At 70.2% G+C, this 24,872-nt stretch carries 19 protein-coding genes and 1 pseudogene; 10 read left to right on the top strand and 10 right to left on the bottom strand.

What is annotated here, in order from left to right; translation table 11 throughout:
- Positions 1 to 14 precede the first annotated feature (14 nt).
- From DMB66_RS04725 to DMB66_RS04710, 4 genes are all read left to right on the top strand, one after another.
- Positions 15 to 554 (top strand): hypothetical protein, encoded by a 540-nt coding sequence (locus DMB66_RS04725; protein WP_125802762.1) that lies wholly within the window; start codon positions 15 to 17, stop codon positions 552 to 554.
- Positions 555 to 795: 241 nt separating this feature from the next.
- Entirely contained in the window at positions 796 to 2,031 is a 1,236-nt protein-coding gene (locus DMB66_RS04720) for a DUF2786 domain-containing protein (RefSeq protein WP_370318334.1), read from the top strand.
- A gap of 29 nt (positions 2,032 to 2,060) precedes the next feature.
- Positions 2,061 to 2,957 carry a hypothetical protein gene (locus DMB66_RS63490; protein WP_233624306.1) on the top strand — a complete coding sequence of 299 codons (897 nt, stop codon included), beginning with the start codon at positions 2,061 to 2,063 and terminating at the stop codon, positions 2,955 to 2,957.
- A gap of 85 nt (positions 2,958 to 3,042) precedes the next feature.
- A complete protein-coding gene (locus tag DMB66_RS04710) occupies positions 3,043 to 3,618 on the top strand; it encodes a GNAT family N-acetyltransferase (RefSeq protein ID WP_125802760.1) in 576 nt (191 codons plus the stop codon).
- Here the strand turns inward: DMB66_RS04710 and DMB66_RS04705 are convergent.
- Together DMB66_RS04705 and DMB66_RS04700 are read right to left on the bottom strand one after the other, a co-directional pair.
- Positions 3,558 to 4,499, bottom strand: a complete 942-nt coding sequence (locus DMB66_RS04705) for an expansin EXLX1 family cellulose-binding protein (protein ID WP_233624305.1) — start codon at positions 4,497 to 4,499, stop codon at positions 3,558 to 3,560. The two genes, DMB66_RS04710 and DMB66_RS04705, sit on opposite strands and share 61 nt — an antisense overlap.
- Before the next feature lie 42 nt (positions 4,500 to 4,541).
- Positions 4,542 to 5,345 carry an MOSC domain-containing protein gene (locus tag DMB66_RS04700; RefSeq protein ID WP_125802759.1) on the bottom strand — a complete coding sequence of 268 codons (804 nt, stop codon included), beginning with the start codon at positions 5,343 to 5,345 and terminating at the stop codon, positions 4,542 to 4,544.
- A 94-nt stretch (positions 5,346 to 5,439) separates the two neighbouring features.
- Here DMB66_RS04700 and DMB66_RS04695 point away from each other — a divergent pair, with 94 nt between their 5' ends.
- Positions 5,440 to 6,543: a 5-methyltetrahydropteroyltriglutamate--homocysteine S-methyltransferase gene (locus DMB66_RS04695; protein WP_125802758.1), complete on the top strand. Its 1,104-nt coding sequence runs from the start codon at positions 5,440 to 5,442 to the stop codon at positions 6,541 to 6,543.
- 66 nt (positions 6,544 to 6,609) lie between these two features.
- Complete coding sequence (locus DMB66_RS65760; protein ID WP_370318333.1) at positions 6,610 to 6,972, top strand: MFS transporter; 363 nt, start codon at positions 6,610 to 6,612, stop codon at positions 6,970 to 6,972.
- Positions 6,973 to 7,221: 249 nt separating this feature from the next.
- Here the strand turns inward: DMB66_RS65760 and DMB66_RS65755 are convergent.
- Both DMB66_RS65755 and DMB66_RS04685 read right to left on the bottom strand, forming a co-directional pair.
- A pseudogene (locus tag DMB66_RS65755) lies at positions 7,222 to 7,587 on the bottom strand (phosphotransferase); the annotation flags it as partial.
- Between the two features lie 74 nt (positions 7,588 to 7,661).
- On the bottom strand, positions 7,662 to 8,609 hold the full coding sequence (locus tag DMB66_RS04685; protein ID WP_125802756.1) for an SDR family NAD(P)-dependent oxidoreductase: 948 nt from the start codon (positions 8,607 to 8,609) through the stop codon (positions 7,662 to 7,664).
- A 110-nt stretch (positions 8,610 to 8,719) separates the two neighbouring features.
- Here DMB66_RS04685 and DMB66_RS04680 point away from each other — a divergent pair, with 110 nt between their 5' ends.
- On the top strand, positions 8,720 to 9,385 hold the full coding sequence (locus DMB66_RS04680) for a TetR/AcrR family transcriptional regulator (RefSeq protein ID WP_125802755.1): 666 nt from the start codon (positions 8,720 to 8,722) through the stop codon (positions 9,383 to 9,385).
- 1 nt (position 9,386) lies between these two features.
- Here DMB66_RS04680 and DMB66_RS04675 read toward each other — a convergent pair whose 3' ends face one another.
- Entirely contained in the window at positions 9,387 to 10,271 is an 885-nt protein-coding gene (locus tag DMB66_RS04675; protein WP_158647141.1) for a pentapeptide repeat-containing protein, read from the bottom strand.
- Between the two features lie 10 nt (positions 10,272 to 10,281).
- Complete coding sequence (locus tag DMB66_RS04670) at positions 10,282 to 16,368, bottom strand: polymorphic toxin-type HINT domain-containing protein (protein WP_125802753.1); 6,087 nt, start codon at positions 16,366 to 16,368, stop codon at positions 10,282 to 10,284.
- A gap of 214 nt (positions 16,369 to 16,582) precedes the next feature.
- Here DMB66_RS04670 and DMB66_RS04665 point away from each other — a divergent pair, with 214 nt between their 5' ends.
- From DMB66_RS04665 to DMB66_RS04655, 3 genes are read left to right on the top strand one after another with little or no spacing between them, the layout of a single operon-like run.
- Positions 16,583 to 16,915, top strand: a complete 333-nt coding sequence (locus DMB66_RS04665) for a hypothetical protein (protein ID WP_125802752.1) — start codon at positions 16,583 to 16,585, stop codon at positions 16,913 to 16,915.
- Entirely contained in the window at positions 16,915 to 18,447 is a 1,533-nt protein-coding gene (locus DMB66_RS04660) for a CATRA conflict system CASPASE/TPR repeat-associated protein (RefSeq protein ID WP_125802751.1), read from the top strand. Before DMB66_RS04665 ends, DMB66_RS04660 begins: the two co-directional genes overlap by 1 nt.
- Before the next feature lie 28 nt (positions 18,448 to 18,475).
- A complete protein-coding gene (locus DMB66_RS04655) occupies positions 18,476 to 19,855 on the top strand; it encodes a hypothetical protein (RefSeq protein WP_125802750.1) in 1,380 nt (459 codons plus the stop codon).
- A 9-nt stretch (positions 19,856 to 19,864) separates the two neighbouring features.
- Here the strand turns inward: DMB66_RS04655 and DMB66_RS04650 are convergent, their stop codons facing one another.
- From DMB66_RS04650 to DMB66_RS04635, 4 genes are all read right to left on the bottom strand, one after another.
- The gene (locus DMB66_RS04650; RefSeq protein ID WP_125802749.1) at positions 19,865 to 22,183 is read right to left on the bottom strand and encodes a CHAT domain-containing protein; all 2,319 of its coding nucleotides are present in this window, start codon (positions 22,181 to 22,183) and stop codon (positions 19,865 to 19,867) included.
- A complete protein-coding gene (locus tag DMB66_RS04645) occupies positions 22,180 to 23,319 on the bottom strand; it encodes a VWA domain-containing protein (protein WP_125802748.1) in 1,140 nt (379 codons plus the stop codon). The genes DMB66_RS04650 and DMB66_RS04645 overlap by 4 nt, the downstream gene beginning before the upstream one ends.
- Complete coding sequence (locus DMB66_RS04640) at positions 23,316 to 24,164, bottom strand: MoxR family ATPase (RefSeq protein WP_233624303.1); 849 nt, start codon at positions 24,162 to 24,164, stop codon at positions 23,316 to 23,318. Before DMB66_RS04640 ends, DMB66_RS04645 begins: the two co-directional genes overlap by 4 nt.
- Before the next feature lie 145 nt (positions 24,165 to 24,309).
- The coding region (locus DMB66_RS04635) for a Rieske 2Fe-2S domain-containing protein (RefSeq protein ID WP_148112717.1) at positions 24,310 to 24,872 on the bottom strand (563 nt) is incomplete at its 5' end.

The raw sequence follows: 24,872 nt of genomic DNA, 5'->3' as shown, positions 1-24,872 counted from the left end.
AAGGAGACCGCCCGATGCGTCGTACCCGTGGAGCAGCCGCCGTCCTGGTCGGGCTGTCGCTGGCGATCCTGCCGGCGACCGGCCCGGCGTGGGCGCACAACGGAAAACTCAAGCTGGAGGTGGCCGGCGACGGCGCCACCGGCATCACCGTGCAGGCCCGCCACGCCGACGGGCACCGGCTGGACACGCTGGTCCGGCTGGTACTCACCGCCACCGCCGAGGGTGGGCGGACGGTCGGACCAGTGCGACTCGATCCGGCCGGCGAGGGACAGGGCTTCTATACCACCGGCCCGATCCTGGCCCCCGGAAGCTGGCGGGTGACGGTCCGCGCGCCGGCGCCGCACACCAGCAAGGTGACCGTCGAGGTGCGGGCCAGAACTGCCCAGCCGCCCCCGGCGCAGGTCGCGCCGGTGGCGGCGGCGAAGCGGGGCGGGCCGGCCCAGGACGGGCCCCCGTGGCGGTGGTGGCCGGCCGGGATCGGCGTCCTCGCCGTCCTGGCGATCGTCACGACGGCGATGCTGACGATTCGCCGCCGGCGGGAGAGTCTCCGCTGATCGGCCGGATCGGATGCCGTCCCCCGAACCGGTGCCGTCATCGTCCGGCCGTGGCTGCCTGTCGGTCCGGCTTGATAGCGTCGTCCACTCGTGTCATCGGGCCGGGCGGAGGGCAATGGGCAAGAACAGCCGTGAGCGGCACAAGGCCAAGCGGAAGGCCGCGGATGCGGCCCACCGTCGCAGGGCCACGGGGACGACGCCCGGGGTCGACGATCCGCTGGGCCTGTTCGGCGCGCCCCATATTCCGTCCCAGCGTCAGCTCGCCGAGCAGATCATCCACCAGGCCATCCAGGCCCGGCACCGCGAAGAGACGGCTGAGCTCGATCGCTGCCACGCGCTGCTGACCGCCGGCCCCGGCGGTGCCGCCGGAGCGCAGGTCGTCAACCGGGCGCTGCTGACGACCCTGCTCCGCGAGGTCGAGCACGCTTGGCGGCGCGGTTGGCAGCCGGCCGAGTTGGTGCGTGCGGCCCGCCGCGAGCACACGGCACGGCACGGCCGGCTCATGGTCGATGCCATCGCGGCGCAGATGCGCGGCTATCCCACGGCGACCGTCGATCAGCGGTGGCAGTCGCAGTTGGCCGCCCTCGACGCGCGGGTCTGGTGGGAGCACGACGACCACCTGGTGACCGTCTGGGGCGAACGGCAGGACCTCGACCGCACCGGGGTGATCGCGACCGTCATCGAGCTGCTGCATCTGCTCGCGACGCTGCCCGCGATCGAGCTGATCGGCCCGACGCCGGGCAACGCCAGGCCCGCTGCGGCGACCCTGCCCGCGGACCTCGATCAGCGGATGCTCGACCGGGTCCGGGCGCTGCTGGCCAAGGCGGAGTCCACCGACTTCCCGGAGGAGGCCGACGCTTACACGGCGAAGGCCCAGGCGCTGATGGCCCGGCACCGCATCGACCACGCCCTGCTCGTCGCCACGACCGGCAAACGCGACCAGCCGGCTACCCGCCGGGTGAGCGTCGACAATCCGTACGAAGCGCCGAAGACGTTGCTGTTGCAGGTCGTGGCGGAGGCCAACAGCTGCCGGGCGGTGTGGATGAAGCGATTCGGTTTCACCACCGTCGTCGGCTTCCCCACGGATCTGGACTCGACCGAGCTGCTGTTCACCTCGCTGCTCGTCCAGGCGACGAGAGCGATGACGCAGGCCAAGCCGAGCACCGACGCATACGGGCGCAACACCACCCGCTCGTTCCGGCAGTCGTTCCTGACGGCGTACGCGTCCCGGATCGGTGAGCGACTCAACGAAGCCACCGATGTGGTGGGTCGGGAGATGGCCGAGTCGGCCGGCGCCGCCCAGCTGCTGCCCGTGCTCGCGGCGCGGGACGACGAGGTGCGCGACGTGTTCGAGAAGCAGTTTCCTGACCTGACGCATCATGCGACGACCATCAGCAACCGGGAGGGCTGGGCCTCCGGCCGGGCCGCCGCCGACCAGGCATCGCTGCACGGCCGGGAAGCGGTCGCACCCCACTGAGCCCTCGTCCGTCGGTAGGGTTGGCGCCCGTGGCTGCCCTCATCGATGTTTCGGCGTTTCGTAGCTCGATCCCGGCGGAGGTGACCGCGGTCGCCGAGCGGTTGCTGCGAGACGGCCAGGTCGGTGACCTGGAGTCCGTGGGCGGCGGCGCCCGGGCGGTGGTGTCCGACGGCGGGATCAGGTTCCAGCCCTGGGTGGGCGTCATCGATCGGGCGTTCACCGGGGACTGCGACTGCGGAGGCCGGCCCGCGGACGAGTTCTGCGCGCATGCCGTCGCCGTGGCCCTGACCGCCTTCGACGCGGGTGCCAGGTTCTCCGCCGCCGGTCACCCGCACGGGGCCGGCCCGGTCGAGCCCGAGCGCGCCGACTATCTGCGGGCCGTGCAGCGCCTCGGCCCGCGACAGCTGACCGACCTGGTGGTGGCGCACGCGGTCCGGGACCGGCTGTTCGCCACCTCGCTGCTGGGCAAGGCGGGCATGCTCGATCCGGCGGACGAGTCCGCCCTGGCCGGATTCCAAGCCGTCATCCGGGACGCGTCGAACGCGACGACCGGCACCAGGTGGGAGATCGCCGACGTGGAGAACGCCGGTCACCGCCTCGTCGCCGAGGTCGAGATCCTGCGCGCCCGGCCGGCCGCACCCGGCATGCTCGACCTGATCGAGAAGGCCATCGAGGTCTGGGACGAGTTGGCCGGCAACCTCATCGACGCCTACTACGCCCGCCGTACGGATCCGGAAGAGATCGGCGAGCCGCTGGTCGACGCCCATCAGGACCTGTGCGTGCGCCTCGACCTAGACCTCGACGAGATCGCCGACCGGCTCGCCGGGCTGCTCGACCGCTGCCCCAACGGCACCGTCGACCCGGCCGCGTACGCGGAGCTTCTCGGCGAGCAGGCGGGCACGGTCGGCCGCGCCCCACGTTGGTGACTTCGCGAAGGCCGACCCTGCGATGTCAGTCACTTCGGCGCTCGCCCGCCGGTGCCGGCGTCGGGCGGTTCGGCACGATGGCGGGATGACCGTGTCGTTCGTGCTCGATCCGCCGCTTACCGACGCGCTGCGGGCGGACATCGTCGCACTCTGGACGGAGGTCACCAATGCCGGCGGGGCTGTCGGCTTCGTCGCGCCCGTGACCGAGGATGACGTACGGCCCGTCGCCGACAGCGCGCTGGCCGGGGTGGCCGCCGGGGTCGACCGGCTGCTGATCGGGATCGACGAGGGCCGGCTGGTCGCCCTGTTGTTCATCGCCGACAACCGCTTTCCGCTCAAGGCGCATTGGCGAGTCCTCAAGCGGGTCATGGTCGTGCCCGGCAGCCAGGGGCGCGGGTACGGCGCCGCGATCATGCGGCGGGCCGCCGAGGTCTCCGCCCGGCTCGGCCTGGCCGCGCTGCAGGTCACCGTCCGGGACGGGCACGGGCTCGACCGGTTCTATCGCGGCCTCGGCTATCGCGAGGTCGGCCGCGTCCCGGGCGCGCTCCGGGTCGCCCCCGGCGACGACCGCGACGAGTTGTTCATGTGGCTCGAGCTGCCTCAGCCGCAGGAGGCCGCTTTGACCTCCGGCTCGGCCGCCGCGAGGGCCACCTCCGCCTGAGCGTCCGGCGCTGCCTCGGTCACCGTCGATTCTTCGAGCGGGGCCGCGACCGACGATGACACCGCGCTCGGTGACGGCGACGCCACCTTCTTGGGCTTCGGGGACGCCGTGGCCTTCTTCTTGACCGGGGCGGGCGCCTCTTCCACCGTCGTTGTCGTGCCGATGGCGAAGCGTACCGATGTGGTCTGCTTCTTCTGCGGGCTGAGCTTGATGTTCTTGGCCGTGATGGTCTTGCCGTAGATGTCGGTCATCTTCACCTGGAACGGGCCGTTGCCCATCTGCCCGTCGATGATCCAGGCGTTGTAGTCCTGGAGCGCCGCCGAGCGGAAGCTGCCGCCCGGGCCCTTGGCCGACACCGACTTGATCGGGTTGGCGTTGTTGTCGATCGTGACCGCCCAGTAGTACTGCGAGGTGCCCGCGACGAAGGTGATGCTCAGCGGGCCCGGCGTGGGCGCGTTCGGGACGGCCCGGTAGGTGATCGGGATGATGCCGTCGATCTCCTTGCCGATCTTCTTGAACGCCGTGCGGCTCAGGTCGAGGTGACCGACCGCGCATTCGGGGCAGGAGTCGAAGACCTTGACCCGGACCTTGCCGTTGGGGCCGGTGACGTCGAGGTAGCTGCCGCAGGCCCGGGCACCGGAGTATTCGCTCTTGCCCAGCGCCACGTACAGGTCGTCGGCCGGGGGTTTGATCGAGCAGTTGCCCTGCGTTCCGCCCAGGTCGTAGAACGTCGCCTTGCCCTTGTGCTTGTCGCTGCTCGGTGGCGCCGCGCATGCGGAGCCGCCGTTCTGCAGCAACATGGCGATGCCGAGGACACCGGCGAGCAAGACGGCGCCGCCCGTCGCGAGCCAGCGGGGGGCGAAGAAGCGATGAGCGGTCACGCTGACGCATCCTTCGCGGCCGCGGCACCTGCGGCAACTTTCCTAAGACAGAGCTAAGGAAGACTCACCCACCCGGAGGACGGCGGTCGTCCCGGCCGCCGTCTCCGGGATCAGGGCGATGGCGAAGAGCAGGCCGGCGGGGTAGCGGCGGTGCCGGCCGAGCGCGCGCAGCGGCTGCCGGCCGACCTCGCCGGTCTCCTGATCGACAGTGGTCACTACGCAGCGGCTGCAGGCCTTGGCGACCCGGAAGGTCACGTCGCCGAGGCGCAGGCGCCCGCCGAGCCAGTCGTCCTCGGCCCAGGGCCGCGCGCCGGTGATGACGACGTTGGGCCGGAACCGGGTCATCGGCACGGGTTCGTCGCCGGCTTCGAGCAGCCAGTCGTTGACCGCGTCGAGGGAGGCGGCGTTGGCGAGCGCCAGCGGGAAGCCGTCGGCGAAGCTGACCCGGTCGCCGGGCAGCGCGTGGGTCTCGATCGGCCGCACCGAGGTGTCGGCGAGCCAGGCGAGCCGGGCCGGGCGGCCGAGGAAGTCGGACACGAATTCCGTGGCTGCCGTGGCGAGCCGGGCCGTCAGCGGCGGCTTGGAGCTGAAGACCCGCAGCGTTTCCTTCGGGCCGTCCTGAGGCTCGGCGACGTCGAAGCCGTTGAGCAGCAGACCGCCGGGCCGGGGCACGGCGTGCAGCCCGGTGAGGACGGGTGCCTGGCGCTGGGTGATGCCGACCCCGTCGGGGTCGACGATCATCCACCGGCGGTCGCCGGCGAGACCCCACGGCTGCACTCGCGCCGCGTCGTGGTCGAGCCGGTGACAACCCTTGACCGGGTACGTGTGCAGCGAGCTGATCCGCATCCGCCCAGGGTAGGCACGATGCCACCACCCGGGCCGCCCGGCGCGCGACCGATCAAGGGTTGTCCGGTCGCGACGGCGGTGGCAGGGTGACCGTATGCCGCCATTTCGCGCCGATCACGTCGGAAGCCTGCTTCGGCCCGCCAGCCTGCTGCGGGCCAGGGAGGAATTCGCGGCCGGAAAGCTGCCGGCCGATGAGCTGCACGCCATCGAGGACGCGGCGATCGCCGAGGTCGTCCGCCGGCAGGAGGAGATCGGCCTGGAGTCGGCCACGGACGGGGAGTTCCGCCGCGCCTCGTGGCACATGGACTTCATCTACCGGCTGGGCGGCGTCACCCAGGCCGACGAGCGCATGCACGTGCAGTTCTTCAACGAGGACGGGACCATCGAGTTCGACCCGCCCGCGCTGCGCATCAACTCGCCCGTACGGCTCGAGGAAACCATCTTCGCCGACGCCTTCACCTACCTGAAGTCCCAGGTCACGACGGCCACGCCGAAGCTCACCATCCCCTCGCCGAGCATGGTGCACTACCGCGGCGGCCGGGCCGCGATCGACGAGGACGTCTACCCGGACCTGGACGGGTTCTGGCGGGACCTCAGCGCCGCCTACGCGGACGAGGTCAGCCGGCTGGCCGCGCTCGGCTGCACCTACCTGCAGCTCGACGACACCAGCCTGGCCTATCTCAACGATCCCAAGCAGCGCGAGATGATCGCCGCGCAGGGCGGCGACCCGGAGCACCAGCACGAGCGCTACATCAAGCAGATCAACGCGGCGATCGACGGCCGGCCCGAGGGCATGACCGTCACGACGCACATGTGCCGGGGCAACTTCCGGTCGTCCTGGGCCGCGTCCGGCGGCTACGACTTCGTCGCCGAGGCGCTGTTCACCCAGCTGAACGTCGACGGGTTCTTCCTGGAGTTCGACGACGAACGGTCCGGCGGCTTCGCGCCGCTGCGGTTCGTGCCGCCCGGCAAGCGGGTCGTGCTCGGCCTGGTCACCACCAAGCGCGGCGCCCTGGAGGACAAGGACCAGCTCAAGCGGCGCATCGACGAGGCGGCGAAGTACGTCGACCTCGATCAGCTGAGCCTGTCGCCGCAGTGCGGCTTCTCATCCACTGTGGAGGGCAACGTGCTCACCCAGGACCAGCAGTTCGCGAAGCTCGGCCTCATCGTGGAGACGGCCCGGGAAGTGTGGGGCTGAGGCGCCCACGGAATCCTCGGCGCCTGGGCATCAGCTCCCATCCAACGGCGACTGCCGCCGTCCGCATTGATCTCCATCTTCTGCTGGACCACCACGGCCGCCCTCGCCGCGCTCGGCCATACCCACGACACCTACGCCGTCGGCGCCCTGCTCGCCGTCTTGTTCTTCACCGCCACCCCGGCCAACGCCATGCTCTTCGCGGTGCAGATCGACATCACGCCACCCGAACTGCAGGGGCGCGTCATCAGCGCGGCGATGCTGACCGCGGGCATCGCCGCTCCCCTGGGCCCGCTACTCGGAGGATTTCTCTTCGACCGCGCCGGGCAAGCGCCCACGTTCCTCACCTTCGCCGCCCTGGTGGCGGCGCTCACCATCACCATGCACTTCAGCCCGGCGATCCGCACCATGCGCCCGCCCGGCGAAGGGTGACGACCCGGCCACTCGAATGGCGGCCAGCCCCCGGAGATCGGTGACCAGTTCGTCGATCCATTCGCGGGACACCGGGACGGCGTGGACGCCGATCTCCACAACCCAGCGCAGCGCGTTCATGGTCCAGCACAGGCCGCCGGTCACGAGCTGGTCGGTCACCACCCGCGGGTCGGTGCCGGCTTCGTGCGCGAAGAGCTCCGGCAGGGCTTCGATCCGTACGCTTTCGACTCGGCCCTGTTTCCGGCCCTCGCGCAGCAGGAGGTAGAGGTCGCCGAGGTGCGGGTGCACGTAGGCGTCCGACCAGTCGACGGTGACGATGCCGCCGCCGGGGGTGGACAGCAGGTTCTTGGCCTGGAAGTCGCCGTGCACGATGGTCTCGGGTTCGCCGGACAGCAGCTCCAGGCGGCCGGTCATCGCCCGGACCGGGTCGTCGAGCGCGCCGGCGAGATCCGGGCGCAGGGCCGTCATCGCCGCGTCAGCCCGTGCCGCCACGGCCAGCAGATCGGCGGTGGACCGGCGCAGCCCGGCGGCCAGCGCCGGGTCGGAAGCCAGGCGCAGCGCCGACTCGGCACGCATCCTGGCCAGGACGCGGACGGCCTCCTCGTATCCTTCGGCGGTCGGCCGCGCCGTCGAGGTCGGGAAGCCAGCCGGGCAGCGTCGTCTCGATCACCACGGCATTCTGCCCCGGGCTACCTCGTGGTGGCCGATCCGGAGGGAAACGAGCTCTGCCTGGACTGCACGACGGGGAACTTCACCCCGGTGAGGTCTTCGGAGGCGGCCCACAGCCGCTGCTGAACGGCCACCTCGTACGACTCCGGGCTGGAGGTGACCAGCCGGGGGTGGCCCATGACCTCGTTGCGTCCGCCGGGACCGTAGTACTGGCCGCCGAGCACGGCGGGGTCGGTGGCGGCGCGCAGGGTCGGCAGCGCGCCCCTCGCCGGCGTCTGGGTGATCAGCGGCGCGAGCCAGGTGAGCGGAAGCCGGAGGGCCGCGGGGGTGTTGCGGGCGAGCTCGGTGCTGGACATGCCGGGATGCGCGGCCACCGCGACGGTGCTGCCGTGCGTGGCGAGCCGGCGCTGCAGCTCGTAAGTGAACATCAGGTTGGCCAGCTTGGACTGACCATAGGCGGCGACCCGGCCGTACGACCGCTCCCACTGCAGGTCGTCGAAGTGGATCGCGGCCCGGATCCGGTGGCCGACGCTGCTCACCGTCACCACGCGCGAGCCGGGCACCGGCAGCATCAGGTCGAGCAGCAGCCCGGTGAGCGCGAAGTGGCCGAGGTGGTTGGTGCCGAACTGCATCTCGAAGCCGTCCCGGGTGGTCTGCTTCGGGGTGTACATCACGCCGGCGTTGTTGATCAGCAGGTCGAGCCGGTCGAACCGGGACCGCAGCGCCGCCGCCGCGGTCCGGACGGAGTCGAGCGAGGTCAGGTCCAGTGCCTGCACGGTCACGTTGCCGGTCATGCGGGCCGCGGCCTGCTCGCCCTTCTCGACGTTGCGCACGGCGAGCACCACGGACGCCCCGCGCTCGGCGAGCGCCTTGGCGGTCTCGTACCCCAGTCCGGTGTTGGCACCGGTCACCACGGCCACCCGCCCGCGCTGGTCCGGAATCGTGGCCGTCGTCCACTTCTCGCTCATGTCAGGCTCCCAAGCCATCTAACGTACCGAAGGTATCTTGTGCCGATGACGTTAAAGTACTTTCGGTACGTTGTCAACGTACCGCAGGTACCTAAGCTAGGCTGGCGATCGTGACTTTCCAGCGGGCGCGAACCGAGGAGCAGCGGGAGATCCGCCGACGGGCGATCCTCGACATGGCGTCGGCGATGCTCGACGAGATGCCGGTGGCCGCGGTCACCCTGAACGAGCTCAGCCGCCGGGTAGGCCTGGCTAAGCCGAACGTGCTGCGCTACTTCGAGTCCCGCGAGGCGGTGCTGCTGGAGCTGCTGGACCACTTCCTGCGGGAGTGGCTGACGGAACTGGCCGGCGAGCTGGCCGCCGACATCGACGATGATCTACCCATGGCCGAGCGAGCGGCAGCGGTGGCCGAGATCCTCAGCCGCTCACTCTCCGGCCGAGTGGTGCTGTGCGACCTCTTCGGCGCGCAGGGCAGCGTCCTGGAACACAACGTCTCCGTCGAGGTCGTAGCACGCTACAAGCGGGCCTCCCTGGACCGCCTGACAACCATGACCGCCCTGATCCAGAAGCACCTGCCGGAGCTGGGCGAGAACGCCACATTGTTCAGCCTGCAGACCATGGTCATGGCCGGCGCGCTGTCGGCCTACAGCACACCCCCACCCAGCCTGCGTGCCGCCTACCAGGCCGAGCCCGACCTGGCCCGCTTCCACTTGGCGCTGAAGGACTCCTTGAAGCTGGCCCTGACCGCGACCCTCCTGGGCGTGCTACCCCGCCGCTGACCTACGTCGCCGACCTGTGTTCCTGGGCTTCTCGCAGCGTGGTGGTGGCGAAGTCCGCCAACTCCTCGCCGCCCTCGTAGTCGTCGGTGAGGACGTGCCTGGCCGTGGCCCAGCCGGCCGTTTCCCGCAGGCCGGGTCGCCGGGACTCGCGGGAGAGGAACTGCCGTAGGTCCTTGCCGACCTGGTCGCCGCGGCTCGAGGAGAGTTCGGCCGCCCGGTCGGCCACGGCCCGGAAATTCCGCGGGACGACGATCAGGGTGTCACCCGGCGGGAAGGTGACCTCCTCGAAGTCGACGCCGTCGAATTCGGGGTAGGTCACGTCGGCCGAGGAGAAGGTCACCCGCCGCAGGACCGCGCTGTCGTGGGCGCGCCCCAGGAAGCGCGTCTCGGTCAGCGCGCCGGTGAACAACGAATCCTCGATCGTGCAACCGGCGAACTCGGCCTTGGGCAGGGCCGGGAAGGTGCACTCCGCGAAGTGGGTGCGCTCGGCCGAGAAGTACTTCATCTTGGCGCCGGTCAGGTTGACCGACTGCCACGTGGTGCGGGCGAGCAGAGTTTCCGTCAGCGTCGCCCGCAGCATCGTGCCTTCGGTGATCGATCCGTCGGTGAACACCGCCCGGGCGAGGTCGGCCCCGTCGAAGCGGCAACCGCTGAAGCGGACGTCCTCGAGGTGGGCGTGAGCCAGCGTGGCGTAGCGGAAATCCACGCCGGCGATCGTGGCGGCCTGCGACTCCAGGCCTCCGGCCGGAAGGCCCCGGAGGTCCAGCAAGCCGTCCACGACGGATAGTTCGAGGTCGAGCAGGGAGCTGCCGTCGGCCAGCCGCCGGAGGACTTCCGTACGGAGGTTTCCGGTGCGCCAGCGGTCGATCAGCTCCCTGCGCGCCACGTCATGACTCCTATCGGGTCGGCAGGTGGATGCCCCGGCCGAACAACTTCGTATATTTGTTGTGCGATCTCCAGCCACCGTCGGTGGTCATGTCCCACCATACGTTTCGTACCGGATCGTGGAAGTCGGGGCATTCCTGGCCCCGGCCGCAGATGAAGAGGATCTTGTTGAGCTTCGGGTCCTGCGCGACCCTCTTCTTGACGGCCGCGTCGATCACGTCGCCGCGGACCATCTCGTAGATGGAGGACCCTCTCTCCCTGCCCTCCTGCGCGCCGACGCGCTTGACGAAGCCCTGCTGGCCCGGGCTCAGGCCGATCACGCCGTTCTCGAAGTCGTTGACGACCGCGTCGACGTGCTCCTGCAGGCGTTCCGTGATGGCCTGGGTCGTCATGCAGTTGTGCACGAGGACCTGGTTGCCGCCGGCCGCCACGTAGTACGTGTGGGTGCTGTCGACGGTGAGGTTGTAGACGGTGGTCCGGGCCGCGTACTCGTGCGTGGCCTTGACCTTGACCGTGCGCCCGCCGGTGTCCCGGAGCTTGTCCCCGGGCTTCAGGTCGTCGGCGACGATCCAGCCCTTACCGGGGCTGTAGAACTTGTGGCCCGCGGTCGCGGTGACCTCGGACGGCCCGCCGCCGCCGGCGCCCACCAACGTCAGCTCGACCAGGCTCTTGTCGCCGCTGCCGGTGATCGACGCGATGACCTGCTGCGGCTTGCTGATGCCGGTCTTGGCGTCGGTGGCCTTGACCGTGTCGCCGGGCTGCACCTTCTCGATCGGCTTGCTGGTCCCGTCGGCCATCAGGACGAGCGTGCCGGCGACGAACGAGTTGGACAGCCGCTTGCCGGCGCCCTTGGCCACCTTGCAGCTTTCCTCGGTGGCCGACTTGGTCTTGTTCCTGACCTTGTTGACGGCGTTCTTCGCGGTTGCTTTGGCCTTGCCGCCGATGTCCTTGGCCGCCTTGACCGTGTTCTCGACCTGTTTCGCGGCGCTGGACTTCGCCGCCGTCACCGGGGCGTCGACCATCTTCTTGATCCGCTGCGGGATCGAGGTCAGCGCCTTGCGGGCCGCCTTGAGGTTGCTGTAGGCGTCGATGAGGCGCCGGCCCACGCCGACGGCCTTGATGGCCACCTTCGCGGCCTTGAACATCTTGCCCCACGGCACCGCCTGCAGCGCGGTGGAGATGCAGGCGACGATGTCGCCCTCGGTGATGCAGGCCTTGGCGTCGTTGAAGCCGACCAGGTCGAGGATGAGATTGACGATCTCGTCGCCGATCTGCTTGACGAAGCCCTCGGCCTCGTCGACCAGCTTCTTGGCGTTGAGCCACTCCGGGTTGTCGACCTCGACCATGCCGCCGTCCGGCACGGCCGCGTCGGTGGTGGCGGCGCCCGCGTCGGGGTTGTTCATCCGGTACTCGGCCGCGGTGACGCTGCCGTAGAACACCCCGCCGTTGTCCGGGTCCTCGCCGGTCGGGTCGGTCTGCACGGTCGGGCGGGCGTTGGTGTACGAGTACGTCGACACCGACGGGTCGGACTTCGGCTGGGCCACCGGGTCGGCGGAGTCGAAGCGGCCCGTGCCCGGGTCGTAGTTTCGGGCGCCCATCGAATAGCGGTCGCCCTGGCTGACGTCCTGGTAGGCGCCGGTGTACTGCAGCGGGTTGGCCGGCGCGTCGTCGGTCAGCTTCGAGCTCTCGGTGACCCCGAAGGCGTCGTAGTCGTACGACCATTGCGGGGTGCCTTCGGACGACACCACACCGGACACACCGCCGAGCCAGTCGTGCAGGTACGAGTGCGTGGTCGCACCGGACAGCAGCGCGAGCGCCTGACCACCGGGGTTGTGGAGATAGCTGCGCTGCTGCGTGGTGCCACCGCTGGTCTGCGACTCCGCGGCCAGCACAGCGCGCGGGCCGTTGGTGTCCCACGACCACTTCTGGACGATCTGCTCAGCGCCGGTGCCGGTGACCGCCTGGATCCGGTTGCCGACCGCGTCGAACGTGTAGTCCGTGGTCTTGCCGTTGACGGTGGCCGAGGTCATCCGGTGGTCGAGGGCGTAGGTGAACTTGTCCGAGCCGGCCCGCGTCTGGTTGCCCTCCTCGTCGTAGGAGAAGGTCCGCAGATTGGACCGCGTGCCGGCGGTCGCCTCGAGGACGAGCTGGTTGGCGGCGTCGTACGTGTACTTGGTGAGCGTGTTCTCTCCCGGCGCGGCCACCTTCTTGCTGGTGCGGTTGCCGACCAGGTCGTACGTGTAGTCGGTCCGCGAGGCGCTGGAGCCGGAGCACGCCTGCGCCCCGAAGCACTCGGCCGTCAGCCGGTCGGCCTCATCGTAGGTGTAGGCGGTTGCCTCGGTGCTGGTCGGCTGGCCCGGCTCACCCTTGGTCTCGGTGATCCTCATCGGGTTGCCCACCTTGTCGAGCACCAGGTCGAAGGCCGAGAGCGTGGTGTCGCCCCTGGTCGCCTCGATCCCCGTCAGCCGGCCGGCCCGGTCGTACTCGCGGTTCTCGACGACGCCGGTTGATCCCGGGTAGGTGGTTTTGATCAGGTTGTCGGAGACGTCGTAGCCGAACTCGTACCGCGAGCTCGTGCCGCCCTTGCTGCTGGTCAGTGCGGTGACGCGGTCGCTGTCGTCGTAGTCGGCGGCGATCCTGGTGCCGTCCGGGTAGCTGCGGTTGATGATGCGGTCCTCGGCGTCGTACGTGTAACCGAAGACCTGGTCGCCGCGGGCCACCTCGGTGAGCCGTTCGGTCTTGTCGTAGGAGTAGGACTGCACCCCGGTCGGGTCGGCCGCCGCGGTGAGCTTGTTCTTCGCGTCGTAGCCGTACGTGTACAGGGTGCCGTTCTCGCCGAGCTTCTTGCTGGTCAGCCGGCCCACGTTGTCGTAACCGTAGAAGATCGTGCCGTCCGGATCGGGCCGGCTCGGCAGCAGCCGCGCGGTGCGCTCCTGGACCAGCTGCGAGTTGGCGTCGTAGCCGTACTCCCGCCGGCGACCGAGCTGGTCGGTGGTCGCCTCGGTGCGCCCGGCCCGGTCGTACTCGGTGTGGGTCGAGCGCAGCAGCGGGTCGGTGCGCCGGATCTCCTGGCCGTTCGCGTTGTACTGGTAGGTCGTCGACAGGATGGTGGCGTCCGGGCCGGTGACCGAGGTGAGCCAGTCGTTGTCGTTGTAGCCGTACTTCGTGGTGTGGTTGTTCGCGTCGGTCACCGCGGTCACGCGGTCGTTGGCGTCGAAGGACTGCTTGGTGGTGTTGCCGAGCGGATCGGTCACCGAGATCTGGTTGCCAGCCTGGTCGTAGCCGTACTTCGTGGTGTGGTCGGCCGGGTCGCTGCCCTCGACGTTGCCGCGTGGCTCGGTGATCTCGGTGGGCCGGCCGTCGTCGTCGTACTTCCAGGTGATCACGCCGCCGGTCGGGGTGGTCTGCCTGGTCGGGTTGCCCACCTCGTCGTAGGAGATGCCCGCGTCGGCGCCACCGCCCGAGGAGCTTCCGGTGCGCCGGTTGGCCCCGTCGAACGTGCTCGTCAGCGACTCGCCGTTCTCGTCGGTCATGCCGACGACGTTGCCGTTGTTGTCGTAGCGCACCGTCGTCTTGTTGCCGAGCTGGTCGACCTGCTCGTTCGGCCGGTCCAGCGAGTCGAACGCGGTGTCCACCTTGACCCGGGTGGCGTCCGAGCCATAGGGCCGGTCGGCCTGCACCAGGTTGCCGTTGAAGTCGTAGTGGAACGTGCTGGTGAACAGCGCCTTCTGCGCCGCGTCGGCGTTTCCGTTCGGCGCGACCTCGGTCGCCACCCGGCCGTTGGGATCGTACGTCCAGCTCGTGGTCAGGTTGAGCCCGCCCGGGTCGAGCGTCATCGACTTGCGCCGGCCGGCCGGGGTGTACTCGGTCGCGCTGACGTTGCCGACCGGGTCCTTGGTGAGGACCGGGCGGCCCGACTTGTCATACGTGAAGATCGTGTTGCCGGCCAGCGGATCGGTCTCCACGACGAGCTGACCGAGCTCGTCGAAGGTCCACCGGTACGGCTGCTGCTTGCCCGGCTTGCGCATCTCGACGATCTGGTTCTCGGCGTCGTACTCGTACCGGGTCCGGTACTTGTCCGGGTCGGCGCCGGAGACCGTGCCGCGCGGGTCGACGACCGAGCTCATCCGGCCGGTCTTGTCGTAGGTCATGACGGTCTTGCGGCCGGTCGGGGTGATCTCCGCGGTGCGGTTGCCGTCGGCGTCGTACTCGTAGGCGGTGACCTTGTCGCGCGGGTCGGTGCGCTTGACCACCTGGCCCTTGCTGTCGTACTCGTACTTGTAGCCGGTCTTCTGCTCCGGGTTGCGCTGGCTGGTGAGCTCGTTGAACTCGTTGTAGGTGTAGATCCACTTCTGGCCGCGGCCGTCGGTGTAGGTGGTCTGGTTGCCGCGGTCGTCGAAGTCGCTGGTCTGCTGGAACGAGAAGGGCTCGGGCGCCGTACGGGTCCGGGGATTGCCGTTGGAGTCGAACGCCGTCTCCTCCTGGTTTCCCTTCGGGTCGACCACGAGGCTCTTCTGCAGCTTGCCGTCGTAGCGCGTGTTGACCACGTCGTTGTTGGCGTTGCGGCTGAACAGCAGCACGTTGTCGCGGTAGCCGTCGACCACCACGACGCCGTCCTGGTCGGTGGTGGTGGCCCGCTGCTGACCGGCGTCCCAGGCGAACCCGGTGACCCCGTTGAGCGCGTCGGTCTGCTTGACCACCCGGCCGGTCGCGTCGTACTCGTTGAGCAGCTGGCGCGTGCCGCGCGGGTCGTGGACCGTGGTCAGCCGCCCGGCGGCGTCGTAGCCGTAGCTGGTCACGCCGCGGCGGGCGTCCTGCGTCTTGAGCAGCCGCCCGTCCTGGTAGTCGAACTGCGCGCTGCGGCCGTCGGGCATCGTCACCTTCGTGACCACGCCCAGGTCGGACCGCACCTCGAACTTGACGGCGCGCCCGCTCGGGTCGGTGATGCGGTCGAGCGTTCCGGTCGCGGTGTAGGTCAGCGTCACGCCGTGCCCGCGCGCGTTCTTGACCGAGACGAGCTTGCCCTCGGCGTCGAAGCGCAACACCCGCCGGTCCGGCGGCACCAGCTCCCACCCGCTGTCAATCTTGACAAGCTTGGCCCGTACGCCCGCGGGTGCGGTGTACGTGCCGTCGGCGCCGCCGGTGTAGACCGCCTCGGCGCCGTCCTCGGCCCGCACCCGCGCGGCGCCCCCGTCGGCGGCCACGATGCGCACGTCGTACGACGAGCTCCAGCCGGGCCCGAACAGTCCCCGCGCGGTGTTGCCGGAGGAGTAGTAGCGGGCCAGCCGGAACGGGATGCCGAACGACGGCATCGCGAAGTCCTGCTCGACCCGGTTGTACGTACCGGTGCCGGTGTTGACCATCTGGCCCCGGAAGGCCTGCGCCCGGACCGTCGTGCCCAGCACGGTGGCGCAGCCGCAGCCGACCGCCTGGCCGGCCGGGACCGACGGCGGCGTCTCCACCCGCCGGGGGCGCGCCGGCTGCGACTCGGTGCTGCTCAGCTCACCCTCGGCCGTGGCCACGGTGACGGTCACCGTATAGGTGCGGGCCGGGTCGAGGACCCAGCCCTCGGCCGCGCCGAAGCTGCGGCAATAGGTCGCCGGGAACGAGCAGATGTTCAGATCGGCCTGCCCGAGGTCGACCGACCGCTGCTCGGTGCCCGACTGGACGTCCCGGACGGTGGCCCACCAGCGGTCGGCCGGGCCGATCTCGGCGTTGAAGTAGACCACCAGCGAGGTGTCGCCGAGCAGGTAGCCGGGCCGCACGATGGGCTGGCTGGGCGGCGCCAGCTCGGCGTTGAGGCGCATGGTCCGGGCGGTGATCTCGCGCCGATCGGCCTTGGCCGTCGCGGCGACCTTCCTGGGCGCGCCCGCGGCCTCGGTGGCCGGCGGGACGGGCTCCGCTTCCTGCCCGGCGGGCAGTCCATGGTTCGCGGTGGCGGAGGCCGGGAGCCCGCGGTCGACCGGGCCCGCGCCGGGCGGGGCGACGGGCGCCGCTTCGGCAGCGGCGGCGGCGGACGGTGGCGGCACGGCCAGCATTGCTGCCGCGAGGATCGGGATCAGTAGACGGCACAGCTTGAGGCGCTGCGGCACACGCATGGCATTCCCCCGTGGATGCGATGGCAGTGCGCGCCACGATGCCACCATCGGTAGATCTAAATCAATGGATCGAACGGGCTGGGCTTCCTCCCCTGAATGTCCTAGGTAGAGGAGGTGGCTGAAGAGTCAGTTCGCCACACCGTTAGGTCATCATTCCGCTCCGTGTCACTCCAACGCGTGAGTCTGCTGGGACACCGGCTATACGGTGTATTCGATGACCGCTGCTGAAAGATCCAGTCGTGCCACGGTGCTTGAGAAGGTCCTCGGCACTCTCAACGCCATCCATGGTTCCTCGCTGCCGCCTGGCACATGGGACCAGTTCGAAGAGGCCGTGGCCGCGATCTTGGCCGCGCTCGACGATGACGAGGGCCACGTTGTCGTCAACCAGAAGCGACAGCACATCGAGAAGCTCGACTCCCGCCAGCAGAATGTGGCCGGGCCGAGCGAGGACGAGCCGGTCAAGCAGCCGCCGCGAGCACGCAGTGCCAGCGATAACCTGAGCCGCCGGATCAAGGAGGAGCTCGACGACGACCGTGGCCGGCGCTGATGACGCTGCGGTCGTACGCGATGCATGTCTACACCTACCTGGACGGCGAAGACGGCGTCGCGGCGCTTCAGGAGCTGGTCGAGATCTGCGGTGCTCTGGGCATGCCGGAGTCGCCCATCGAGGGGACGCGGGGCGCGCGCACCTCCGGGCCGGAGGCTCGGCGGTCCTTCGGCGGGGCGAGTGAGCGCAAGATCTACCAGGCGATCGAGTACCACACCACTCGCCTGACCGCGTTCCTCGCCTGCTTGGTGCCCGCCGACGGCCGGGTGTGGGCCCAGCTTGACCGGGAGTGGCGCGAAGCCGCCGGCACGGCGCCGGCTGCCGACTGTGTCGGGCGGGTCCACCTCTACTACGCCCTCTACGAGGGCGGCAGTGGGGTCGAACGGCTCGCGGGTCTCGCCAGCCAGGCGCTGCCGGCGCCGGGCCTTCTGGAACGCCGCACGGATCCGGCCATCCGCGGACACCACGCGGACCCCGTCAACCTGAAACATCGCACGGAGCTGTTCCCCGGTTGTCACCTCTGGGAGGTGAATCCCGGCGCGGACGGCGGGCGAGACCGGGTGTTCGCTCTTCTCTCGCCCGCGAACCAGGAACAACGCAGCGACGACTGGGTGTGGCCGGCAGGCAGCTTCCGGCTGCCCCCGCTGCCCGGCTACCTGTGGGAGATGGCGAAGGTCCGGCATGAGGCGCGCCGCTTCGATGAACGCCGGTCGGCGCTGGTCGTACCCAAACTCGTCGAACGGGCCAGCCGGTTCGAGGCGGCCGAACGATCCAGGGGCTGGACAGGTAAAGCGCGTGACGAGGAGTTGCGGGCGCTCCAGCGGGACACCGCTCTGGCTTCGGCCGGTGCGGCAGCGCTGCGCACGATGCAACGCACCGTTCAAGCCGCCTCCGGTGACGCGCTGGCGATCCTGGAATACGCGGGTCGCAAGCCGAACGGCGGTGTCTTCGCCGCGGACCTGGCGTATGTGGACTGGTTGCGGGTCGAGATCGCCGACGAGGCCGACACCGCGGCCGACGCCGTGAGCTATGCCGAGCCGATGGCCGCGCTGGCCACGGCCGCCGCCGAGGAACGCCGTCAGCGACTCACGGTCGAGCAGACCGCGACGATCGCCGCGATCGGACTGTTCCTCGCCGCCACGCAGTCGATCGAATACGAATGGCGCACCTTCGCCTCGCTGCAGACCCCGTTCGTGATCTCGGTGCTGTTCCTGGGCCTTCTCCTTCCGGTGGTGGCGATGGCCCAGCCGTCCGGACGCGAGGACCGGCGGTGGCGCGGCTGGGTACTGCTGGCAGGTGCTGGCTTCGCGGCCTCGACCGCCTGGTTCGTCGTCGGCTGGCTGGTCCGGCGGCAGGGTGACGGCCCGGCACCTGCCCTGGTAGCCGCCGCCGCGGCCGCGGCCGGCGTGATCGCCGCCTGGTCGATCTTCAGTGCGCGGCGACGAATCGCTCGAACGCTGACGTGGCTGGGCCTGCAGCCGGGGCGTGGCACTGCATGGCTGAGGCGACGCTTCCGGCGGGTCACTCGCTGAACGAATCAGACGACGAAGAGGAGCGACGATGACCGACCCGACGCCGATCAGGAGCCGTGCCGGGCTCAAGGAATTGAGCCTGGGGCTTCGGCGGAAGAAGATGCCCTGCGACGAGGCGATGATTGCGATCATCGAGCGGGAGATCGAGCAGTACCGGAGCCGCGAGCAGACCCAGCTTCCACCGCACGATGTGGAGGAGGTGCTGCCGCTGCTCGGGTGGCTCATCTATGAGGCGAGCTGGCGGGCATTGCAGGCCATCCCGAACGGCTTCCGCCAGCGGGGCGGGGAATTGCTCCGCATCGCCACCGAGAACACCGGTTACATCGTCCGGTGTGCCAACGCCGCCCGCGGCATGCCCTGGCCGGAGTACGCGCCGCGGGCGCTGGGCGCGATCCGGGCACAGGCGCTCGCCGCGTCCAAGGTGGACACCGAGGAGTCGTACGTCGAGGCGCAGACCCTGCACCTGGAGGGGCGCACCCGGCACGCGCAGATCCTCGCCTACCATCGCAAGCGCGCCGACGACGAGCGGGACCTCCACCTGAGGGCGCTGGACGAGGTCCTGTCCCAGCTCGCGCTCGCCGAGACCGGCACTGCGTGCCGCACCGCCGAGCGGGTCATCGACCGATGGGCCGAGGAGTTCGCCGGCACCGACGAGGCAGCGGACCAGCAGCGCCAGGACGCCCAGACCCAACTGGTCTTCCAGCAGCTGACCGACGGCGCCGACATCGGCGGCGAGGCGCTGAAGGCCCTGGACCGGGTCCACCGCCTGCACGGCTTCAAGGACGAGCCCGATGAGGAAGGGCTCGCCCTGCGGGCCTGGTTCATCAACCCGGGAATCATGACCGCCCGGGCGCTTTTGCTGCTGCTGGCCTTCTCGCCGGAGATGGAGCGCCTCGGTTATTTCCCGATGGGTGAGGACAAGACCTGGCAACAGAGCCGGGAACGCCTCCGGGACCGGTTCATCGAAGCGTACGACTACATCGAACGGCCCGTTCTCAACGCCGAGGGCGGGACCGTGCCGCCGCGCGACGACCTCAAGCTGGCGATCGTACAGATCCGGCTCGGGGCGGGGCTGCTCATGCCGGGTCTGCGCCTGCCGACCCGCCAGACGTTCGCATCCTGCCTGTCGCACGAGGTCCTGGACGACGCGGCGATCGAGGGGCTGAGCGCCTGGCTGACCGAACCCGTCCCGGAGCAGCGCAGCCGGTACCGCGGTATCGGAGCGGCGATCATGCCGAACTTCGTCAACGGCGTGGAGGCCTGCCGGGCGGGCTTCGGTGGCGAGCCGGGCTACCGGGCCTGGCGGGCCCGCTGGTTCGTGCTGGACAAGTACGGGAGCGAATCCGCGCGGCGCGGGGCGGCCGAGCGGGTGTTGGGCCGGCCTGTGTCGGTCGAGCGACCGGTCTGACCGGTCGACTCACCGGAGGTAGGCGTTGAACAGCGCCCAGGCGCCTACCGGCTCGTGCTCGTCCTCTTCGAAGGCGAGCTGCGCACTCCGCAGCGCCTGATCCAGCCGGACGCCGCCGCCACGGATCAGCGTCACGATGTGGGCGGCCAGCTCTCCGGCCTGCTTATTCCGTACGTGGTCGACGGCGGCGACCACACACCGGCCGCCACCGGTCAGCACCGCCATCACGAAGCCCAGCGGCTCGGCGTCCTCGGCGTTGAGCAGCTTGCCGATGTCACACGACGCCATCAGTGTGGACGCCGGCCACCGGAGCCCGAGGGCCTGCGCAGCGGAGAGCAGACCGCCGACCCCGGTCTCCTCCGGGATCCACAGGCACTGTTCCAGGCCGGTGCCGTGCCCGTGCGTGGCGATGTGGACGAAACCCCAGCCGTCCTGGCCGAGAGCGACGCTGAGCTGCCCACTCCCGGCGGCACGGGGTGGCTGCCCGTCGAGGGTGCACCGGCTCAGCGCGATCCGGCCGTCGTGGTCGGCCAGACCCCACGCCTGTTGCTCGTGCAGGGTGTAGACGCCGCTCTCGCCCGGCGCGCCGCCGGTCTCGTCCTGGGACACGAGCCGGACCAGCGCCGGTCCGGTGACCGCGGGCAGCGGGTCGGCCGCCAGGCAGGTCAGGACCGGGGTGTGGGTGAGCAGCGCGCACCGGACCAGACGGGTCCCGTCCTCGACCAGCAGGGCCGCCCATGGCATGAGGCTCAGCTCTCGATGGGCGGAGATGACGATCCCCGGCGGTTCGTCCCCCGGGATCTCCACGAGCTGCCGCAGCGTTCCGGGAAGCAGGGCACGCGCCATCCGGTCCCACGGCGCCTCGTCGTAGTCCCCGCTCGCGGCGGCCGTCGCGTGCGCCTTGATCGCCCCGGTTGGATCGAAGCTCTCGAATGTGACCGTGCCGGAGGGGTCGATCAGCGTCCGGAACCAGTTCGGGCCGTCGCCCAGTGAGTCCGGCAGGCCGGTGAAATCCAGCGCCGACCGATGCCTCAGCGTCCGGATCAGGGCATCGATGTCCGCGGGAACCGGCAGCAACATGTCGGCGAGGACCGGATTGACCCGGCTCTTGATGCGCTTGTGCAGTGCGGTCAGCCGCTCGGCCCGTTGTGCCTTCCAGGCGCCGATGATCTCCGGCAGGGCGCCGAGCTCGGGCGGCGGGTCCTGCTCGGCGGAGAGGAGTTCGTGCACCAGGCCGGCGATCGCCCGGGGCAGCAGCGACTCGCCGGACCGCAGGTGGCCGGCGAATCCGGTCTGCTTGGCCGACAGGCAGACCCGCAGTCCCAGTCGCGCCTCGGCGGGGCCCGACGTCAGCCCGGCGACCATCAGTGCGATGTCGCCGTAGATGCGGCGGAACGCGGCGGACAGCGGGGTCTGGGTCCGGGCGATGACACCCCACCGCCCCTGGATCCGCTCGGAGAGCCTCAGCGCGGCCTCGGCCCGGCCGACCGGATCCGCGGCTCGCCTGCCTTCGAGCACCAGCACCGCCTCGATCTCCGCGAGCGTGAGGGTCAGCGACAGCTCGTAGACGTCGTGCCAGGTGTCCGACAACCGGTACATCCGCAGGTGGTCGAGGGCCGCCTCCAGCCGGGTGGCCGCCTCCTCGGTGCGGCCGCGCGCCTGCTCGGCCAGCCCCAGGATGTAGTCGTAGCGGTGCCGGGTGGAGAAGACCTCGGTCTCCGGCTTCCGCCAGTACTCCTCCTCCAGTTCGCCGAGGGCCCTGAACACCTGGCCGGCCTGGCCCTTGGCCAGCAGGCAGGCGCCGATCTCGAACTGGACGTCGGCCCGCCGTGGTTCGGCGCCGCTGGCGTTGAAGAACTTCGGTGACAATTCCGCCGCCAGCCGCAGAGCCTCGCCGGTCTGCCCCGACGCGCGCAGGCCGCGGATGTGCCGGTAGGTGAACAGGACCTCGTTCATCGGGTCGAGGGCGAAGCCGTCCGGGCCGTCCGGCCGCAGCTCCGCCAGTGCGGAACGGTAGAGGTCCCCCGGGTCGGACTCGGACCGGCCCGGACCCATGTGGTCGGCGAACCGCAGGACGGTGGCGGCGTGTGCGTATCCCTGGCTACGCAGCGCCCAGTCACGATCGGGCCCGGCGCTGGTCGCCTGGCGCAGGAGACGGGCGACGGCCAGGGCGAAGAGATCCTCATGGCCGGTGTCACCGGCGACCGTGACGGCGCTGTCCCGGCGGTGAACGACGAGCATGACCTCCTCGGCGTCGTGGGCCATGGTCAGCATGGTGTCGCGGGCCAGCGCGCGGTCCACCAACCCGTCGAAGTCCGCGGTCGTCACGCCGCCACCCAGGAGCGGACGTCCCGGTGCACCCGGCACCGGGGACCACAGGACGGGCAGGCCAGCACGCCAGCGGCCGTGCACAGCGCGGGCGGGTCATCGCCGGCCAGCAGTCGTACGTGTCGCAGGCTGCTGACCAGCGGAGGAGCCTCCGGCGCATACCCTGCTTCGCCCGTCGAGGGGTCCAGCCAGTAGACCCGGTGCGCCAGCCGGGCCAGCCGCGCGATCTGTCCGGCGAAGGGCGTGGGATCCCCGAGTTCCCAGCCGTCGGAGACCAGCACCACGTTCGCCGCCCGGACGGTACGGCGTTCGCCCCACGACCGGGTGAACTCGGTGACCGCGTCGCTGAGCCGGGTGCCCGCGTCCCAGTCGAGAAGCCGTCCCGAGAGCGCGTCCACGGCCGCCTGCGGATCGCGCCGCCGCAGCTCCGCGGTGATCCGGTCGAGCCGGGTCCCGACGCTGAACACCTCGGTCGTGGTGGGTGCCACGGCCACCGCAGCGAACGCGAACCGCAGGAGCATCCGCCGGTGTTCGCGCATCGACTTGCTCAGGTCGAGCAGCAGAACCAGCCGGCGGCGTTGCTCCCGCCTGGTCCGGTAGCGCAGGCCGGCGGGCTCTCCGGCGTGCCGCATCATCACCCGGATGGTCGGCACGACGTCGATCTCGCGACGACCGCCGCTCGTGTGCCGACTTGTCCGGCGTCGGGGCGGCACGCCGGCGAGCGCTGCCATGTAGGTGGCCATCTCGGCCCGGTCGGCGGCACCGAGAGTCCACCCCCTCGGCTGCGAGAGACGCTCGGCCGAGCCCGCCCGCACCGCCGTGCGTCGGTCACCGGCGTCCGCCGGCGTGCCTTCCCCAGCCAGGGCCGCGGCCTGCCGCGAGACGTCGGCCGGCGGGGCGGCTATGGCCGCAGCGGGGCGGCCGAACCACTCCTCGTAAGCGCGGTCGAACGCCGGATAGTCGTCGTGCCGGGCGCAGAACGCGAGTCGGGTGGCCCAGTAGACGTCCTCGGCCCGTAGCGGCTGGTAGGCGGCGAGGGCCCGCAGCGCGGTGGTGATCCGGGGTGCCTCCACGGTGAGGCCGGCGACGCGCAGCAGCCGAGCGAACCCGGCCAGGTCGGCGACGACGTCGATCATGTGGAGCCCATCCGGAACCTCCGGCTGACGAGTTCCTGGTCCTCCCGTTGCTTGACCAGCAGACCGAGTGCCGGTTCCAGCGCCTCCTCGACGGTGTTCCGCTGGAGCGCCACCGCGGCGCGGGCGAACGCGATCGACTCGGCTACCCCCGGAGCCCGGGTCAGCGGCATGGTTCGCAGTTCGGCGACGACGCGGGCGATGTCGTCGGCGAGCTTGCCGTCGGCCAACTCCCGCACGTTCGCGCGGATGATGTCGGCCTCCCGCTCGGACGTCGGATGGTCGATCCAGTGGTAAAGGCAGCGGCGTTTGAGGGCGCTGTGCACCTCACGAGTGCCGTTCGAGGTCAGCGTCACGAACGGCGGCTCGACGATCTCGATCGTGCGGTAGTCGGGGATGCTCAGGGTGCGGCCTTCGAGCATCTCGAGCAGGAACGCCTCGAATTCGTCGTCGGCCCGGTCGATCTCGTCGATCAGCAGCACCGAGGGCTGCTGCCGCACTGCCCGCAGGATCGGCCGGGCGATCAGAAACTCCTCGGTGTAAACCGAGGTGCCGTTGCCTTCCGCCCGCATGTGCAGCAGCTGCTTAGCGAAGTTCCACTCGTAAACCGCCTGCGCCCGATCGATCCCGGCGTAACACTGGAGCCTGATCGGCTCGATCCCCATGATCGCCGCGACATGTGTGGCCAGCGCGGTCTTGCCGACCCCGGGATCGCCTTCCAGGAAGAGCGGCAGGCGCAGCTTCATGGCGAGAAAGACGGCCGAGGCGAGCCCCTGATCAGGGAAGTAGTTCCGAGCGGCCAGGGCTGCGGCGACCGATTCCGGACTCGCGAACGGGTTGTCGGACACCCCACCAGGATTCAGTGATCCCCGAGATCTGTCGATCACATGATCGGGTGAGTGGGTCCGTCCAGATGGGACCACCGACCGGCGGCGTAGCAGCCGCAGGCCACTCAGGTCGCTGATCGTCGCCGCCGTCGCGTCGGAAAATGCGCTAGAAACGGTCGGTCTTCTCGGCGCGGATCTTGTGCCCGGCCGACGTCAGACACCTCCCGCTGGGCAGGTCGAACTTCCAGCCGTGCAGCTGGCAGGTCAGCGTGTTGCCGTCGAGCACTCCGAAGCGGGACAGGTCGGCCTTCAGGTGCGGGCAGCGGCGCTGCACGTTCCAGTCGCCGATCGTGGTGTCCTCGGCGTCGACGGAGCGCTCGTGCTCGTCGTACCAGCCCTCGGCGTACTGCAAGCGTTCCTCGGAGAGGCACTTGAAGAAGGCGTAGACGAACTCGTTGTACTGCCCGATCCGCGCCGCCGAGAAGCGGCAGGACAGGAAGAGCGAGTTCACCCAGTCGCCCTCGTCGATGAAGATCAGGTGCTCGATCAGGGCGCGGCCGGTCTTGAAGCGGTAGCGGACCTTCTCGTCGCCGTACGGCCGGACCTGCTTGCCCGGGAAGTCCACGACGATCGACTCGACGACCTCGCCGCCCGAGCCGAACGAGTCCGTCAGGTCGAAGCGGACCGGGCCGCCGACCCCGTTGGCCATCAAGAGGGACTCCTCGAGGA

This window comes from Actinoplanes sp. ATCC 53533 (genome assembly GCF_003947245.1).
This window is presented reverse-complemented; position numbering and strand designations above follow the sequence as displayed.